General features: G+C 60.3%; 22 protein-coding genes, 1 tRNA gene and 1 pseudogene. All 24 read left to right on the top strand.

Going from position 1 to position 16,883, the window contains the following annotated elements; genetic code table 11:
• Positions 1–103: 103 nt before the first annotated feature.
• Positions 104–189: transfer RNA gene (locus PSH80_RS16645), tRNA-Ser, on the top strand.
• Between the two features lie 348 nt (positions 190–537).
• The gene (locus PSH80_RS16640; protein WP_170060539.1) at positions 538–1,056 is read left to right on the top strand and encodes a hypothetical protein; all 519 of its coding nucleotides are present in this window, start codon (positions 538–540) and stop codon (positions 1,054–1,056) included.
• 145 nt (positions 1,057–1,201) lie between these two features.
• Positions 1,202–1,534 (top strand): phage holin, lambda family, encoded by a 333-nt coding sequence (locus PSH80_RS16635; protein WP_054898887.1) that lies wholly within the window; start codon positions 1,202–1,204, stop codon positions 1,532–1,534.
• Positions 1,535–1,587: 53 nt separating this feature from the next.
• Entirely contained in the window at positions 1,588–1,851 is a 264-nt protein-coding gene (locus PSH80_RS16630; RefSeq protein WP_170045026.1) for a hypothetical protein, read from the top strand.
• A complete protein-coding gene (locus PSH80_RS16625; protein WP_170045027.1) occupies positions 1,848–2,063 on the top strand; it encodes a hypothetical protein in 216 nt (71 codons plus the stop codon). The genes PSH80_RS16630 and PSH80_RS16625 overlap by 4 nt, the downstream gene beginning before the upstream one ends.
• 58 nt (positions 2,064–2,121) lie before the next feature.
• A pseudogene (locus PSH80_RS16620) lies at positions 2,122–2,205 on the top strand (hypothetical protein); the annotation flags it as partial.
• 114 nt (positions 2,206–2,319) lie between these two features.
• On the top strand, positions 2,320–2,703 hold the full coding sequence (locus PSH80_RS16615) for a hypothetical protein (RefSeq protein WP_233092167.1): 384 nt from the start codon (positions 2,320–2,322) through the stop codon (positions 2,701–2,703).
• The gene (locus tag PSH80_RS16610; RefSeq protein WP_170045029.1) at positions 2,678–3,958 is read left to right on the top strand and encodes a terminase large subunit domain-containing protein; all 1,281 of its coding nucleotides are present in this window, start codon (positions 2,678–2,680) and stop codon (positions 3,956–3,958) included. The genes PSH80_RS16615 and PSH80_RS16610 overlap by 26 nt, the downstream gene beginning before the upstream one ends.
• Positions 3,955–5,760: an anti-CBASS protein Acb1 family protein gene (locus PSH80_RS16605; protein ID WP_305417557.1), complete on the top strand. Its 1,806-nt coding sequence runs from the start codon at positions 3,955–3,957 to the stop codon at positions 5,758–5,760. Before PSH80_RS16610 ends, PSH80_RS16605 begins: the two co-directional genes overlap by 4 nt.
• The gene (locus tag PSH80_RS16600; protein WP_305417556.1) at positions 5,757–6,887 is read left to right on the top strand and encodes a DUF2213 domain-containing protein; all 1,131 of its coding nucleotides are present in this window, start codon (positions 5,757–5,759) and stop codon (positions 6,885–6,887) included. The genes PSH80_RS16605 and PSH80_RS16600 overlap by 4 nt, the downstream gene beginning before the upstream one ends.
• Before the next feature lie 13 nt (positions 6,888–6,900).
• Positions 6,901–7,380 carry a hypothetical protein gene (locus PSH80_RS16595; protein ID WP_305417554.1) on the top strand — a complete coding sequence of 160 codons (480 nt, stop codon included), beginning with the start codon at positions 6,901–6,903 and terminating at the stop codon, positions 7,378–7,380.
• 1 nt (position 7,381) lies between these two features.
• Entirely contained in the window at positions 7,382–8,344 is a 963-nt protein-coding gene (locus tag PSH80_RS16590; protein ID WP_305417553.1) for a DUF2184 domain-containing protein, read from the top strand.
• Positions 8,345–8,356: 12 nt separating this feature from the next.
• Positions 8,357–8,743, top strand: a complete 387-nt coding sequence (locus tag PSH80_RS16585; protein WP_305417552.1) for a hypothetical protein — start codon at positions 8,357–8,359, stop codon at positions 8,741–8,743.
• A 49-nt stretch (positions 8,744–8,792) separates the two neighbouring features.
• Positions 8,793–9,314: a DnaT-like ssDNA-binding protein gene (locus PSH80_RS16580; RefSeq protein WP_305417551.1), complete on the top strand. Its 522-nt coding sequence runs from the start codon at positions 8,793–8,795 to the stop codon at positions 9,312–9,314.
• Positions 9,311–10,366 carry a hypothetical protein gene (locus PSH80_RS16575; protein WP_169956924.1) on the top strand — a complete coding sequence of 352 codons (1,056 nt, stop codon included), beginning with the start codon at positions 9,311–9,313 and terminating at the stop codon, positions 10,364–10,366. Before PSH80_RS16580 ends, PSH80_RS16575 begins: the two co-directional genes overlap by 4 nt.
• Complete coding sequence (locus PSH80_RS16570; protein ID WP_170045036.1) at positions 10,366–10,752, top strand: hypothetical protein; 387 nt, start codon at positions 10,366–10,368, stop codon at positions 10,750–10,752. Before PSH80_RS16575 ends, PSH80_RS16570 begins: the two co-directional genes overlap by 1 nt.
• An 11-nt stretch (positions 10,753–10,763) precedes the next feature.
• Positions 10,764–11,189 (top strand): HK97 gp10 family phage protein, encoded by a 426-nt coding sequence (locus PSH80_RS16565; protein ID WP_169956939.1) that lies wholly within the window; start codon positions 10,764–10,766, stop codon positions 11,187–11,189.
• Entirely contained in the window at positions 11,186–11,602 is a 417-nt protein-coding gene (locus PSH80_RS16560) for a phage tail terminator-like protein (RefSeq protein ID WP_169956926.1), read from the top strand. Before PSH80_RS16565 ends, PSH80_RS16560 begins: the two co-directional genes overlap by 4 nt.
• Positions 11,603–11,673: 71 nt before the next feature.
• Positions 11,674–12,330 carry a phage tail protein gene (locus PSH80_RS16555; RefSeq protein ID WP_305417550.1) on the top strand — a complete coding sequence of 219 codons (657 nt, stop codon included), beginning with the start codon at positions 11,674–11,676 and terminating at the stop codon, positions 12,328–12,330.
• A 3-nt stretch (positions 12,331–12,333) separates the two neighbouring features.
• Positions 12,334–12,717, top strand: a complete 384-nt coding sequence (locus PSH80_RS16550; protein WP_169956928.1) for a phage tail assembly chaperone — start codon at positions 12,334–12,336, stop codon at positions 12,715–12,717.
• 62 nt (positions 12,718–12,779) lie between these two features.
• Entirely contained in the window at positions 12,780–13,031 is a 252-nt protein-coding gene (locus PSH80_RS16545; RefSeq protein ID WP_198831183.1) for a DUF1799 domain-containing protein, read from the top strand.
• Positions 13,032–13,118: 87 nt separating this feature from the next.
• Positions 13,119–13,541: a hypothetical protein gene (locus PSH80_RS16540; protein ID WP_198831184.1), complete on the top strand. Its 423-nt coding sequence runs from the start codon at positions 13,119–13,121 to the stop codon at positions 13,539–13,541.
• A 21-nt stretch (positions 13,542–13,562) separates the two neighbouring features.
• Complete coding sequence (locus PSH80_RS16535) at positions 13,563–13,892, top strand: hypothetical protein (protein ID WP_198831185.1); 330 nt, start codon at positions 13,563–13,565, stop codon at positions 13,890–13,892.
• 57 nt (positions 13,893–13,949) lie between these two features.
• On the top strand, positions 13,950–16,883 hold the full coding sequence (locus PSH80_RS16530; protein WP_305417549.1) for a phage tail tape measure protein: 2,934 nt from the start codon (positions 13,950–13,952) through the stop codon (positions 16,881–16,883).

Genomic DNA, 16,883 nt, shown 5'->3' with positions numbered 1-16,883 from the left:
AGTCGGCGTTTTGGCATTATTTCGCCACTGTTAGAGTTTTGCCTACGGCAACTAACTAAATGATCCAATGAAACCCGGCCATCGCGCCGGGTTTTTCGTTTCTGGAAGGTGGCGCCCAGTGGTGGGCAATCCGGTTTGAACCCGGAGCTATCGGAAACGGTAAGAGTTCGACTCTTTCACCTTCCGCCAAATTACGCTGACTGAATGTGCGCTGGGACGCACACGGGACTGTAAATCCTGCGCCGAGGCTATGTGGTTCGATTCCATCAGGCAGCACCAGTTTCACCTGTAGCCAGGACAGCCCTCGGGAACCCCTGGACGCGGTATCGCCGGTAGTCACGCGTCACGAAAGAACACCGGCAGCCCACGCGCTCTGTTCACACCTGACTTCCAGAGCGGCGCGAGACCGGATCAGCGAGATCGATGCATTGGGGCGTCGACGCCGGGAAGGTCTTTGGCTGGCAGCGTGGGAAGACACGCGCACCTATTCAGGGCCTCAGCATTCGCTGGGGCTTTTCTCGTTATGAGGCACAGCAAATGTCCGAACAAGTAGAACGCGCTACCCAGGCAGTGGTTGATTCATTGATCAGTGGAAGCCTAAGCAGCCTTTCGAGTGCGCTCGTCCGACTCGCACTGGTGAGTCCTTCCGCGTTCCTAAACGTCACTATTGGGCTGCTGAATACCGATCAGCCCAGGACTGTAAGCTCGTTCGTGATCGGGCTGTGCGGTCAGGGCTCCGGCGACTTCTATCATGCCGATGGGCGCGTATTCGGTGCCGTATACACCGACCACATGCTGCTTTGTAAGAAGGCCCATCCATCGGGCGTCGGCATTCCGCTTGAGGATGTTCGCGTCGCTGTGGCGAAGGCCCGCGGCGAGCACGAAGAACTGATCCTGAAGAAAGTCCAAGCGCTGGAAGGCATTTTCCAGGAGATCGACAACTTGGTCGCGGGTCACTCTTTCGCTGACTCCAAGTTGCTGAGCCTCGCTCATGTGGACTTGGTCAGGGGCAAGGCGTTGCTTTGGGCAGCCCTGAATCCTCCCAAGATCATCTGAAAATAATGGCCCGCCACGTTGCGGACCTTCTCGTTTTCGGCTCCACCACACCCATTGCTCCGAGCTGGGAGTGCCGTGTGAGCCGATTCAATTCCGCAGGTCATGGCCTGTCGTATCCCTAACTCCCTGACGGGGAGGAACCGAGATGTCCAACATGCCAGACAAACCAGACACCTGGGCGATAGCGCTTGCGTGGTTGAGCCAGCATTCGCCAATCCTCTATGCGGCTGCGTTGTCCTGTGCGATGGCTGTCCTGCGAATCACATACGGTGGCGGTACACGGCGCCAGATGATCGTTGAAGGCGCTATCTGTGGTGGCTTGGCCCTGACAATCATTAGCGGGCTTGAGTTCTTCTCGCTCCCACAGAGCATGGCTACCTTTGTAGGTGGCTGGGTTGGCTTCTTAGGTGTGGAGAAGATCAGGTCCATTGCTGACCGGGTGACTGACTTCAAGTTGCCAGGTCGCAAGGTCGATTAATCCGCGCCACGTTTTCGAATGCGCCAAATCGTGGCGCGCAATTGGGGAAAGATATGAGTATCTGGACCTGGATCAAGCATTGGGCTGAGCGCCAAGAGCGCAAAGCCTGGCTGAATCGCTACTACTGCGATCAGCGGTGCCCTAAGTGCGATACGTGGCAGGCAAACTGCGGCGGATGGCGTCACGTCGAGCTGGATGGCCCGGCACCGTTCCACGATGTATGTACTTGCGGCAAGTGCGGGCAGAAGACCACTTTGTTCGACTTCGGCATGGGCTACATCGAGGTTGACCCAATCACCCTGGAGCGTCTTGCATGAGCGACCAATCAGGCGAACACGTCCACTACTGGGATGATGGTCGAGGCCGGCGCGAGGTGATCATCGACGGGCAGCGCGTTGACGGCGTGACCTACTGCGACACCAAGGCAGGTATCGCCGTTGTTCTGGATGCCCCGCTTAAGTCCACGGATGGTGAGCATGTCGATTTCCACCCAGTGTGGGGTGAGATCAAGGTTATAGGCATCGAATGATCATTGAATGACGTTCGAATGCATTGAATGAATCGTTCTGCGAAAACCAACCCCATGAATGAGGCTGACTATGGCCCTATGCGGCGCATCCAAGCGCGGCAACGGGGAACCATGCAAGCGTCACGCGATACCGGGTTCCTCTCGCTGCAAGCTACACGGCGGCAAGAGTTCAGGCCCTAAGGAACAGAGGGGCAACAAGAACGCTGCGAAGCCCGGCTCGATCTACAGCCGATTCCTGACTGACGAAGAGAACGACATGCTTGCCGGCATAGAGCTGGGGCGCGTGGATGATGAATTACGACTGACGCGAGTGCGCTTGATGCGTGCCCTAGCCAGGGAGAGCGAATTCGGCAACACGCTGGAGGTGGAGTCGGAGAAGGAAGAGCCGATCCTGGTCGGCGGCAAGGAGACCTCGCTCACCTCGATCACGACTACGAGCAAGGTTCGCGACTATTCCAGCCTGATCGACCGCCTCACTGCCCGTGTCGAGAGCCTTGAGCGGACGAAGGAAGACCTGGAGACGCGGCGACTCACCAATGAGAAGCTGCGACGCGAACTGGAAGACCCGAACAAGGGCCTGCCCGAGCCCAAGCAAGTAATCATCGGGGTAGAAGATGCAAGCGACCCTGAAGCTGAATAGGCCCCAGTTCGAGTTCATCAGCCACCCCAAGAAGTTTTCAGCGTTCGTCGGCGGCTACCGTAGCGGTAAGACTTTCGTGGGGTGCGTGCGGCTTTGTATCAATGCGCTGGAGAACCCTGGCATACCCCAGGGCTACTTCGCGCCGACTTACCCGCAGATCGCCGACATCTTCTACGACACCATGCCGGTGGTTGCTGAGGCGTTTGGCCTGTTCGCCGATATCGTGCCGAGCAAGAAGCGCGTGTACCTGCGTGACAACCGCGGGCGGTGTCTGTCCACGATCGTCTGCAAGAGCATGGAACACCCGCACCGCATCGTTGGCTTCAACATCGCGCATGCGCTGGTCGATGAGATCGACTGCATGCCGATCAAGAAGGCCGACAGCGCATGGAAGAAGATCATTGCGCGGATGTCCACGGTTTGGCCTGGCCGCGACATGAACACCATTGACGTCACCACGACGCCGGAGGGCTTCAACTGGGTGTATCGCAAGTTCGTCAAGGAGCTTGCATCGAATCCCAGCCAGCGCCCGCTGTACGGCATCGTGCACGCCTCGACGCGGCAGAACGCAAAGAACCTGCCGAAGGATTACATCAAGTCGCTGCGCGAGTCCTACCCGGCGAACCTGGTGGACGCTTACATTGATGGCTTGTTCGTCAACCTGACGTCGGGCAGCGTGTATCCAAGCTTCTGCCGCAAGCAGAACCACACCGACGCAACAATTCGCCCAGGCGAGCAGTTGCACATCGGCATGGACTTCAACATCAACCGGATGGCCGCGACGATCCATGTCATCCGTGACGGACTGCCCATGCTGCTGGAAGAGGCAACCAGCCTATTCGACACGCCGGCAATGATCGTCGAGCTGAAGCGCCGCTTCCCCGGGCACAGCATCACGGTCTATCCGGACGCCAGCGGCAAGAACCGCAAGAGCGTCAACGGCAGCGAGTCGGACCACAGCCTGCTCCGCGCCGCCGGCTTCATGGTGATGGTTAACCCATCCAACCCCATGGTGCGCGATCGGGTGCTGGCAGTGAATGCCATGTTCCTGAATATCGACCATAAGCGCCGCTACCTGGTGAACACCGATAACTGCCCGGTCACCACCCAGGTGCTGGAGCAGCAGGCCTATGACGAGCACGGCCAACCCAACAAGGACGGCACTGAAGACCCGGTCGACGCACTCGGCTACTTCATTGTCCAGCGCTTCCCGATTGCGGGCAGCTACACACTCGCAAACGTGAGCAACTCATGAGCGCATTCAGCTACCTGAAAGACAGCCTGCAGAACCTGGTCGCAGGACTGGGTACTGCGCGCGACAAGGCCTCCCACTCGCACTATGCCGTGCCGGAGATGGACGACCAGCAGCTGCTGAACGCCTTCCGTGGATCGTGGACGGCGCAGAAGGGCGTCACCATCCCTGCGGTGGACGCGTGCCGTAACTGGCGCAACTGGCAGGCTGAAAAGGACCAGATTGAGCTGATCGAGGCCGAAGAGGATCGGCTGAATGTCAAGGGCAAGATTCTTGAGGCCCTATTGAAGGCCCGCCTGTTCGGTGGTGCTGCTGTGTTCATCGGCACCGGTGAGCGGGACACGGCATCCGAGCTTAACCCTGAGGGTGTCAAGCAGGGCGGCGTAAAGTACCTAACTGTCATGACCCGCCGGCAACTCAGTGCAACCGAGATCGAGCAGGACCCGCAGAGCCCGCGCTTCGGAAAGCCCAAGGCGTACAGCCTGCCTGGTAGCGTGGTTGAGATCCACCCGTCGCGCCTGGTGATCTTCGTCGGGACGCCACACCCAGACCCTGAGCTCGCCATGGGTGCCGCCTTTGGCTGGGGTGACTCGGTCCTACTCGCCGCCATGCCGGCCGTGCGTCACTACGACGAGACAGTGGCCAACGTGGTGAGCCTGGTCTACGAGGCCAAGATCGACGTCATCAACATCCCGAACCTGATGTCGAGCATGCAGGACAAGAATTACGAGCGGCAGCTGTTGGAGCGCCTGCGCCTGGCCGCTACCGCCAAGGGTATCAACGGCACACTAATCCTCGACGGCGCCGAGACGCACAGCTCCAAGTCGGCCAGCTTCGGCAATTTGCCTGAGGTGATTGCCAAGACAGAGCAGGGCGTGTCCGGCGCGTTCGATATCCCCGGCACTCGCATGTTCGGCCAGTCCTCCACCGGCCTGGGCGCGAATGGCGAAGAGAACACCCGCAACTACTACGACAACGTCGCATCACGCCAGAAGCTGGAGATCAAGCCAGCCATGAGCGTGCTGGATGAGTGCCTGATCCGTTCGGCTCTGGGCAGTCGGCCCAGTGAGATCCACTACTCATGGGCGCCGCTGTGGCAGGCCACTGCCAAAGAGCGGGCTGACATCGGCAAGACCACGGCGGACACCATCAAGGCGCTGAAGGATTCGGCCCTGTTTCCCGAGGACGCCCTTTCTGCTGCCTCGGTGAACCTGCTGGTGGAACTGAGCGTGATGCCTGGGCTGGAAGCGGCCATCGACCAGTTCGGGGCTGAGCTTCCGGACGAAGAGGGTGGAGCAGGTGATGACGATCTTCCGGTAAGTGAAGGGGATCCTGTGGCGGACAAGAAAGGCCTGTCCGATGCCGCGCCGCGCACGCTGTACGTGTCCCGCAAGGTCACCAACGGCGCCGACATCATCGCCTGGGCCAAGTCGCAGGGGTTTGAATCCACGGTCCCGGTTGAGGATCTGCATGTCACCGTCGCCTACAGCCGCAACCTGGTCGATTGGATGAAGGTCGGCGAGTCATGGTCGGGCGATGGCAAGGGCGAGCTCAAGATTGCACCTGGTGGCGCACGGCTGATCGACAAGTTCGGCGAAGGCGCGGTGGTGCTGCTGTTCAATAGCTCCGAGCTGGCCTGGCGGCACGTAACCATTGTCGAAGCCGGTGCCTCATGGGATTGGCCGGACTATCAGCCGCACATCACCTTCACTTACGAACCCGGCACCGTCGATATCGACAAGGTCGAGCCCTACCGGGGCGCGATTGAGCTGGGCCCTGAGATCTTCGAGGAGCTCGCCCCATGATCTTCACCGACTCTGTGCCAGTCACGGGTGTACGGCGTACCGAGGACGGATACCTGGTGGCCGAAGCCCGAGTCGCACGCACCGGCATTCAGGACTACCTGGGCACCGAGATTGACCCGGACAACGAACACGGCCTGCGTGATAAGCCAATCGTGCGGGTCTACCGGCCCGAAAGCGCGGTATTCCACGCTGACGCCATGCACTCCTACGCATATCGGCCCATGACCAACGGCCACCCGGGTGGCGATGGCGTCAACTCGAAGAACTGGAAGGACGTCGCGATCGGCCAAACCGGTGGCGAAGTGGTGCGCGACGGGCAGTTCGTCAAGGTGCCGTTGGTGCTGATGGATGCCAAGGCCATTGCTGACTACGAGTCAGGAAAGCGTGAGCTCTCCATGGGCTACGGCGCCGAAGTCGTATTCCAGGATGGTGTAACCGGCGATGGCGAGCAGTACGACTGTTACCTGGGCCCCATGAAAATGAATCACCTCAGCCTTGAGCATCGAGCTCGAGGCGGCATCGATCTTCGCATCGGTGACCACAAACCAGACACCCCCAAAGGAGGCCATGACATGGCTGATGCACTGCGAAAACTCCTTGTCGATGGCATCTCCATTGATGTCACCGAGCAAGGCGCCCAGGCCATCGAGAAGCTGAACACCAAGCTTGCCGATGCTGCCACCGCCACCAAGACCCTGACCGACGCGCACGCTACTGCAATCGCGATGAAGGACGGCGAACTGGCGAAGAAAGACGCCGAGATCGACGGCCTGAAAGCCAAGCTGCTGAGCGATGCCGACATCGATAAACGCGTCACTGCCCGCGCTGACCTGCTCACCAAGGCCAAGACCATCGCCGATGCCGACTACACCGGCAAGACCGATGCCGAGATCCGCAAGGCCGTGGTCGTCGCCAAGTTGGGCGATGCGGCCGTTGCCGGCAAGCCTGACGCCTATATCGACGCGCGCTTCGACATTCTGGTCGACGATGCCGCGAAAGACCCGGCCGGCGACCCCTTCCGCAAGCACATGATTCAGCAGGACGGCAAGACCGTCGGCGATGAATCGGAAAAGGCACGTCTGCAGATGATTGTCGACATGCAAACCGCCCACCTTCCGAAGGCATAAGGAGTACCAGCTCATGGCTACTTTGCAAACCACGTACACCAGCGCTCCAGCCAAGGGCGTGCCCGGCCTGGTCGCCAACGAAGAGAAGTGCAATAAGATCAGCCGCACGGTCTCGAACGCTGAAGGCATTGTCTTCGGCGCGCCTGGCTTCCGTGTGGCTGGTGCCGGCAACGACCACAAGATCGCCGCCACTGGCACCCTGTTCCTCGGTCTGGCCGTGCTGAGCGCAGCCGTACCACCGGTAGCGACCGGCTCCACGCTGATCGACGGCTACCCGCAGGACTTCACCGGTGCATTCATGACCGACGGCCAGATGTACGTCACCGCCGGCGCCGCTGTAGTGCCTGGTGATGACGTGTACTACGTCGCCGCTACCAATCGCTACGTGACGACTGCCGCCGCTGGTGCTGTGCTGATCCCGGGCGCCTTCTTCGACACCACCGGTGCGAACGGCGACATCGTCGAAATCTCCCTCAAACATCGGAGCGCTTAACATGCCTCAAGTTTTCGAAGACGCTCAGTCGGCGTTCCCGTTCGTTCTGGCTCAAGGCCGGAACATCGAAACGCGCATCTACACGCGCCGCTACCCGACGTTTAACTACGCCGCGAGCATTCCAGTGGTCACTGAAGGCGCCCCATGGGCCATCGGCACCACGTTCTTCACCGTCGATACCGCTGGCGAGGCCAAGTTCTTGTCCGGTTCCGGCACTGATATGCCTTTCAACTCCGCAACTCACGACCAGGCATCGCACGACTTCGCCATGATCGGCTCCGGCTGGGAGTGGAACCTGGAAGAAGTGAACCAGGCGCAGCTGTACGGTATCAACCTGAGCGGCACAAAGGCCGATTCCGCGGCCGACAAGGTAGAGCGCCTGCTGAACACCATCGCCTTCACTGGCAGTGTTGAGAAGCGCTGGACCGGCCTGTTGAACGACGGCAACGTTTCGCGCGTTGACGCCGCTGCATCCGGCACTGCTGGCTCGACCTACTGGTCCGCCAAAGACGTCGACCTGATCATGGCCGACGTGAACGGCTTGCTGGGCGGCATCCGCACCAACACTGCCGAGGTCGAGTGGGCAGACACCCTGCGTATGCCGCCTGACGCATTCCGCGCGGTGGCCACCAAACGCATGGGTGCTGGCGATGGCTTCATGACGGTGCTGGAGTATATGCGCCGCAACAACATCTACACCGCAGAAACTGGCCTGCCGCTGGACATCGCGCCTTTGCGTGAGGCCCGCAATGCTTCGCAGGATGGTGGTGGTCGCCTGGTTGCGTATCGCAAGGACCCGGAAGTGGTTCGCTTCCACCTGCCAATGCCGCGCCGCGTCCTGGCTCCACGCCAGAAGTCCATTATGGGCTTCGAAACCGGGATCATCGCCCGCACCGGCGGTACCGAGATTCGTCTGCCGGGCGCCGTGGCGTACCTCGACGAAATCACCCCACCAGCAGCCTGATAGGAGGTCGACATGAAAGTGACCAATAGCTCTAAGGCGCTGCAGGGCGTGCACACCACGGATGGTGTCGTCTACATCCTGCCTGGCGAAACTAAGGAGGTCGATCTGACCCCCGAAGGCCATAAGGGCGCGTCTCGCCTTACTTTCCTGAGCGTGGAAGGCAAAGCGCCTGCCGGTGATGGCGACGAGCGAGCCGAGCTCTTCGCCAAGCTGAAAGCGCTGGGAATCGATGCCGCCGGCAACAGCAAGACCGAAACCATGCAGAAGAAGCTGGACGAAGCCTTGGCCTCCGCCGAAAAGCAGAAGGTCATGGACGAACTGACCGCGCTGAATGTGGAGTTCGACAAGGAAGCGAACCTGGAAGCCCTGCAGGCCGCACTGGCCGCCGTCAAGGCGTAACACCCCGCAAAACCGGAGCGGATGACGCTCCGCCTATTGAGATATCCCGATGCCAGACTTTTACGGAAACGTCGCAGAAGCCGACGCCTATCACGCTGCGCGCGCGAATACCGCCTGGGCTGGCGATGACGTGGCGAAGCAGGCTGCGCTGATCCGGGCGTCGGTCTACATCGACGGTCGCTACCGGAAGCTGTTGGCCTCTGGTGTGTGGCAGTCATTGTTCCCCGGCGTGAAGACCGAGGGCAGAGGGCAAGCCAGGGAATGGCCGCGCACAGGCGCCTATGACTATGAGGGCAACCCGATTCCCACTGACCAGGTGCCCGTCGAGGTTGAGCAGGCAACGTACGAAGCCGCATGGCGTGAGATCGTCGAGCCTGGAAGCCTCAGCCCTGACTTCGTGTCCGCCTCCATGGTGAAGCGCGAGAAGGTCGGCCCGCTGGAAACTGAATTCGCCGTGTCGGTGGGTGCAGACGCCGCCGGCTCTGTCCGTCCGGTGATCAGCATCATCGACGAGATGATTGCCCCTGTGCTGGTGGCTCGCTACACGCTGCCTGCGGTGTTTACGGTATGACCCCGGCGCAGATCATCCAGGCCATCGAAGGAATGGAGCCTGCGATGCAGCGGGCCTATCTGGAGCAGGTCAAAGCGGTGGTCGGCGCGGCAACGGTTGCAGAAGTCGAGCGCCTGATCGCTGAAGAGGATGAAGAGGGCCTGGTGGCGCTGCTCAGCCTGGGCGCGCTGTCGGTGTTCCTTGAGCTGGCCAGGTCGGTTTTCATTGCCGGAGCCAGGTTCGAGGTCAAGGCAATCATTATTCCGCGTGATCTTGGGCGTTTCGAATTCGATGTCCGCCAACCCGCTGCCGAAAAGTGGGTGGCCGCCAAAGCGGAAGAGATCCGCGCGAACTCGGCCATTGATGTGCGAGCAGCTATTCGCGAAGTGATCGGAAGTCGCCGTCGTGTTGTCGGTTGGGCCAGCGCACAGCCTGTTTCGGCGCAGGTCGAAGTCAGCGCTACGCCAATGGTTCGCACGCCTCGCCAGGCGGCACTTGACCTGTTGGGGCGCGTGAGCGCTCAGACCGGGGCTCGTTCCGGTGGTGTTATCGGTCTGCCCGGTAATTATGCCCAGTACGTCCTCAACGCCCGTGGGCAGCTGCTGGGCGGAAATCCCGACGAAATGCGCAAGTACTTGCAGCGCAAGCGCCGGGACCGCCGTTTCGACGGGATCGTGAACCGCGCCATCAAGGCAGGTACACCCGTTGCTCAGGCTGACGTGGACAAGATCGCTGGTCGCTACGCTGATCGCCTGATGAAGACATATGCCGAGATGCTGTCCAAGGCTGAGGCGCTGGAGTCGTTCGGTGCCGGTCGTGACCAGGTTTACGAGCAGCTCATTGCGCAGGGCCTGGATCGCGATTCGGTCACGAAGACCTGGCGCGACCGAGGCGATAAGAAGGTCCGCCACACGCACTCCGTGATGGGTGGCCAAGAGGTGCAGAAGGATCAGCCATTCCAGAGCCCCACCGGTGCGCTGCTTCGATATCCGGGCGATACCAGCCTGGGGGCCGGGTGGAGTGAGCGGGCCAACTGCAGATGCTCGGCCATCTACAAAATAAGGCGCAAGTGATGCCAGATATCTATGATCGCGCAAAGGCCCTGGCCACGCGGATGCTTGCGCCGCGCAGCAAGGGCGGGAAGGGCCTGGAACTGGTCCTGCGCCGCGAGACATTGGGCGAGTACGACCCGGATGCACCTCAGGCGCCCAGCGAACTGGTATTGAACGGTTCCGGCTTTCGTGAGGAATACGACAACAAGTACATCGATGACACGCTGATCGTTCGCGGCGACGTCAAGTTGCTGGTGTCGCCGGTGCAGCTCAGCGGCGCGGATATGCCGACCCCGTTGAGCAATGACCGTATCCAATTCGATGGCACCACCTACACCGTCATCGCCGTCGGCCCATGGAACTACGCCGGCCTGGCGGTTGGGTTTGAGCTGCAGGTGCGCAAGTAATGGCAAATCACATGACCAGCCGCTACGGCGGACAGCAAGGGAGTTTTGCCGAGAGCCTGGCGGCATTCGCCGAGCAGACCAAGGAAGCCATCGACGATGTGTTCCGCGATGTGGTGATCGAGATCGGCACTTCGGTTATCCGGCTGTCACCGGTGGACACTGGGCGATTCAAAGGCAACTGGCAGTTCACTGTGGGTGCGCCTTCGAACCAGAGCATCGACACCTTCGACAAGGCAGGGCACGAAACCATTGCGACTCTGGTGGCCGAGGTCAGCAAGCTTGAGGCCGGACAGGTCGCATACATCGTCAACAACCTGGTGTACGGCGTGCCGCTCGAATACGGGCATTCCGACCAGGCGCCGGCCGGCATGGTGCAAATCACGCTCGCACGCTTCCAGCAGATCGTCGAAGAAGCCATCAGGAATAACCAGGTATGAGCCATAACATCATCGCCGCGGCTTTCGAGTCGCGCCTGCTGGCCTGGGCCAAGGCTCGAGCCAAGCCACTGAAGGTGGTGGTCGAGAACGAGACATACACGCCGGCCTCTGGCGAGACGTACCTGCGGGCCTTTACGCTTCCTGCGGTAAGCGCCAGCAACACACTGGGCGGCGACCACCACCTGTACGTCGGCGTATTCCAGGTCAACATTGTTGCCCCCTCCGGCAAGTACCGGACCGAGGCCAGCGGCATCGTCGACGAACTGGCCGCACTGTTCCCGGTAAACCTGCGCATCCCGCGCGCCGGACTGGTCGCCATCGTGCTGACGCCGGTCGGGCCAGGCCCAGGCATTCCTGACGGAACCACATACACCATACCGGCCTCGTTCCAGTACCGCGCTGACACCAACTAATTCGCCCGCTGGGCAAACCCAGAACCCGCCACTGAGCGGGTTTTGTCATTTCTGCAAAGAGGAAAATACACATGGGCTTTCGACTCCCCAACGGCGCGACCCTGCAAATCGCTTCGACCTACGGCCCGGCGATCCCGGTAACCGCGCTGAGCAACGCCAACCCGGCGGTGGCCACTTCTGCGGCCCACGGCCTGAGTGATGGCGACATCATCGCAGTGACCTCCGGCTGGACTCGCCTGAACGACCGCGCCGCGCGCGTGGCCAACAGCCTCACCGGAACTTTCGCCCTCGAAAACGTCAACACCACCAACCTCCAGCCATACCCGGCCGGCTCGGGCCTGGGCTCGGTGCGCGAAGTAACCGGTTTCGTTGAGATCTCGCAGATCACCGACGTGGTTACCACCGGCGGCGACCAGCAGTTCCTGACCTTCGGCTTCCTGGCTGACGATGACGACCGCCAGATCCCGACCACCAAGAACCCGATCAGCATGTCGTTCACTGTCGCAGACGATCCGGCACTGCCATACGTGCCAGTGGTTGAAACTGCCGACGAAGACAAGGTCACCCGTGTACTGCGCCTGAACCTGCCGAACGGCGACAGCATCCTCTACAACGCGTATGTGACCATCACGTCGACCCCGGCCCTGTCTCGCAACAACCTGATGACCCGCGTCATCACTCTGTCGCTGGCTGGCCGTCCGACCCGTTACTCGGCAGTGGTGGTGTAACCCATGGCCAAGATCAAGATCGCCCCAAACCCAACGTTCAAGGCCAAGGTGCAGATCCCCCGCGTGGGTGGTGATGCTGTGGCCGTGGACTTCGAGTTCAAGTACCTGGATCGAATTGCGCTCTCGGCGCTGTTCGACCGCTGGAACACTGCGCGCGATGCGCACGCCACCAAGGTGCAAGACGAGGGCATGTCCTGGCAGGACGCCACGGCTTCGGAAATCGCGCTGCAGGTCGAACAGCTCAAGGACATCGTCAGCGGCTGGGGCTTCGATGAGAAGCTATCCGACGAGGCCATGACTGCGCTGGTCACCACCTGCGTGGGTGCGCCCCAGGCAGTGCTGGCCGCGTACCAAGCCGCGTATCAGCCCGCCCGCCTGGGAAACTGACCGGCGTCGCCCGCATCCTGTACGAGCAAGGGCCGTCAGAGGCTGACCTGGCGGCCTTCGGCATGACCAAGGCCGACATCCCCGATGAAGAGTACGAGGTCTGGCCAGATAACTGGCCGGCCTTCCTGCTGTTCGAGGCGATGTCCACGCAGTGGCGTGTGGGTATGGGCGGCGCCGTGGGCCTGGACTACAACGCACTCAAGCCGGTGGCCAGCATGATCGGCCTCAAGCGTACTGAGCTGTCACAGGCTTTTCCTGATCTGCGGATGATGGAGGCCGAAGCGCTGCTGGTGATGAGCGAGAGCCGGAGCTGAACAAAACCACAGGGACTCACTACCCCGGCGTTCATGTTGCTTTCTCGTTGATGATAAAGTCCTGTGATATCTCAACGAGGGAACGACATGAAATTAATACTGGGTGCGCTGGTAGCGGCGTTGATAACGGGATGTGCGACATCACCCGTACCTTCTGACAAGGCGCGTCAGGCGCCATCTGAAAGGGTGATCGGTTACCAGAAGCCAGTGCCTGGTGGAGGTTCGTTGATTGTGACGAGAGACACCGGATTTCAAGGTGGGGGATGTTTTGCAACGATTTTCCTCAATGGTGCTCCTGTGGCGAAGCTGGACACTGGCGAGAAGGCTGTCTTCGAGGTGCCTTCAGGCGAGTGGTTGCTAGGTGCCGCTCTGGACGGCTCAGCACTTTGCGCAGCGAATCCCGAACGAATGGAAACGTCAGTGGTTTTGAAGCAGGGCCAGCAAAAGAAATTTAGGGTTTTTATACCCGCAGGCGGTGGTTCGGTAGCTGTCCAACCGACCAGTTTCTAAGTGCCTCAAGGAGTGGTCGAGATGAAAATTCTGGTTGCAGCTTTAGCGATCGTAACGCTGGCAGGGTGTGGAAACAGCGATGTGCAGAAAGCGCGGGACGAAGTGAAACGAAACCTAAACGACTCGGCGTCAGCTGAGTTCAGGGGTGAGAAGGTTTATCGCCTCCGTGACAATACGGTTGTATGTGGCGAAGTAAACGCCAAGAACAGCTACGGTGGATACGCAGGGTTCTCGAAGTACGTAGTCGAGGGCGTAGGAACCAGGCCGGTGGCCAAGTTCGGGGAAGGCATGCAAACAGACATAAGCATTACCTGCCAGTTTGCGGAAACGAATTCAAAGCTGAATAAATAGATTAAGTGAACCCAATAGCCCGCCACTGAGCGGGCTTTTTTGTGCCTGGAGAAAAGTATGACGTCGATTGCTGAGCTCGGCATTAAGGTCGATTCGACGGATGCTGCGCAGGCAAGCACCGATCTAGACAAGCTTACTGCGGCCGGGGGGCGTGCGGAGAAGGCAGCCGAAGGCTTAGCGCGCGGGGCTGATAAGGCGACTGCTTCGATGAAGAAGCAGAAGGACGAGCTATCAGATCTGCTCGGCGAGATTGACCCAACGGTCAAGGCTCTTGGTCGCTTAGACGACCTTGAAACGAAACTGGCCAAGCAAAAAAAACTGGGAGCGCTGGACGCGTCAACGTTCAGTGAGTACCAGGGCAAGATCGACCAGTCGCGGGCGAACCTGGGAAGATTCGACGACAGCCTTACTCGGACCGGAAACACGGCGAAGCAGACCGCTGCAGCGCTGCGCGGCGTGCCAGCCCAGTTCACTGACATTGCCGTCTCTCTCCAGGGTGGACAGGCGCCGCTGACAGTTCTGCTGCAGCAGGGCGGCCAGCTCAAAGATATGTTCGGCGGGATTGCGCCGGCGGCGAAGGCGCTGGGTGGTTACGTACTTGGCCTGATAAATCCGTTTACGCTTGCTGCAGCCGCCGTGGCTGCGTTAGGCCTGGCGTATTACAAGGGCAGTGAAGAGGCAGATGCTTACAATGAGGCGCTGATTCTCAGCGGTAATGTGGCCGGCACGAGCGCAAGTCAACTGAGCGATATGGCCCGACAGGTCAGCGCCACAGTTGGAACGACAGGTGCTGCCGCTGAAGTGCTGGCAAAGCTCGCCGGTAACGGAAAGATCGCCAGTGATAGCTTTGGCCAGATCACCGAAGCCGCCTTGCAGATGGAAAAGGCTACAGGGCGCGCTATTGACGAGACAATCGCCGAGTTCGCGAAAATTGCGAAAGACCCTGTCGCCGCCGCAAAAGAACTAAACGATCAATACCACTTTTTGACAGCGTCGATTTACTCGCAGATTGTCGCGCTTAAGGAGCAAGGCGATACAGTTGGTGCTGCTAAATTACTGACGGACTCATACGCCAGCACGATCGAAACTCGCACCGGAGAGATAACGCAGAACCTGGGGATCATAGAGCGCGGCTGGAATGCAGTAAGGGACGCTGCGAAAGGCGCTCTGGACGCCACCAAGGAGATCGGACGTACTCAAAGCCTGGAGCAGCAAGCCGAAGTAATCCGCCAGAGGCTGAAGACTGGACAGGGTCGGGGTGGCCGGGCTGCTGCGATGGGTATCGAGACGCGTGATACTGCGAGAGACACCAGGGATCTTGCGTTCCTTGAGCTCCAGATAGAAGCAGAGAAAACGCGTACAAAATACCTCGGTGACCGCCAAAAGGTCCAGGACAAGGGCATCGAGGCCGAGCGGGAGCTCGAGCGAATCCGGGTTGCGTCCTACAGCAACAAGCAGAAGCGCGACAAGGAAGAGGAAGCCTACCTTCGGAAAGTCGCCAACCTGCGCGAGGCGAATCCAAACAGCCCGCTACTTGATCAGAAGAACATTGATCGCGACCTGAAGAACATCCGCGACAAGTACAAGGACCCGAAGGGTACGACCACCGCGGTCGACCTGTCCTCGTTCAAAGACTCGAAGAATCAGCTCAATGCGGTGCTCAGCTACTACAAGAGCGCCGATAAGGAACTGGAGGCAGCGCAGAAAGCCGGGATCATCTCTCAGGAGAGCTACACGGCCCAGCGCGTGGCACTGCTCCAGCAGCAGGCGTCAGAGGTCAAGTCCTCGTATGAGGCCGAGATATCGGCGCTTGAGGCTGCGAAGGGCAAGGCCGGCACTTCGGCAGCCCAGCGCATCCAGCTTGACCAGAAGATTTCCGATGCCCGGGCCAATATGGTCAAGGCTCAGCAGGAGTCGGACAGCGAGCTGGCGGTGATCGCGACCAATGAGCAGGGACGGCTCAAGAAGCAGGAACTGGCCATCAAGTCATACACCGATGCGCTGGACCAGCAGAACGCTGCATTACAGCGGGCAGGGAGCAGGGCGGCACAAGGCGTGGGCCAGGGAGACCGTCAGAACGCCATCAACGGCGACCTGAACGGTATTTCAGACCGTGCCAACCAGCAGCGCCTGGATCTGGCACGTGATAAGGCCGACGCGTCTCGCAACATGAGCGCCGAGGAATACCAGTCAAAGCTTGAGGCGATCAACCGCAGCGAGCGGGACCTGACTCAGACCACGCTCAGCAACTATGAGCAGATGTCCGTGGCTCAAAGTGACTGGCGCAATGGGGCCACTTCGGCCTTCAGCAACTATCTGGACTCGGCTCGCGACGTAGCAGGACAAACCCGCAGCCTGTTCACCAACGCCTTCAGTTCCATGGAAGACGCGGTGGCCAGCTTCGCCACAAACGGTAAGTTCTCGTTTGCTGACTTTACCAAGTCGATCATCGCCGATATGGCGCGGATCGCTACTCGGCAGGCGGCGTCCGGATTGCTGTCGAGCCTGGCCGGTAGTGCGCTGGGCGCGTACTTCGGTGGCGGAGCGGCTGCTGGCTCCACCAGCTTCGGGTCTGACATTGGTGGTGCTATCACGGCAAACGCCAAGGGCGGCGTGTACGACTCGCCGAGCTTGTCCAGCTTCAGCAACCAGGTGCACGACAAACCCCAGATGTTCGCGTTCGCCAAGGGAGCGGGCATCTTCGCTGAAGCCGGGCCGGAGGCAATCATGCCGCTGACCAGGACGGCCGGTGGCGAGCTGGGTGTGCGCGCGCTCGGAGGTGGCGGTGGCGGTGGAGGCGGTGGCAACACCTACAACTTCCCCGTCTCGGTATCCGTGCAAACGGCAGGCGACGGCGGAAACGCAACGCAGGAAGACACCACTCAGCTGGGCAAGGGCATACAGCAGGCGGCTAAAACCGAGGCTGAAACTGCAATTGCCAAGGGGTTGCAGCCTGGTGGCTCAATCTGGCGCCTGATCAATGGGAGGTAA

Origin of the sequence: Pseudomonas sp. FP818 (assembly GCF_030687335.1) — a bacterium.
In the GTDB taxonomy this organism is placed as follows: domain Bacteria; phylum Pseudomonadota; class Gammaproteobacteria; order Pseudomonadales; family Pseudomonadaceae; genus Aquipseudomonas; species Aquipseudomonas shahriarae.
This window is presented reverse-complemented; position numbering and strand designations above follow the sequence as displayed.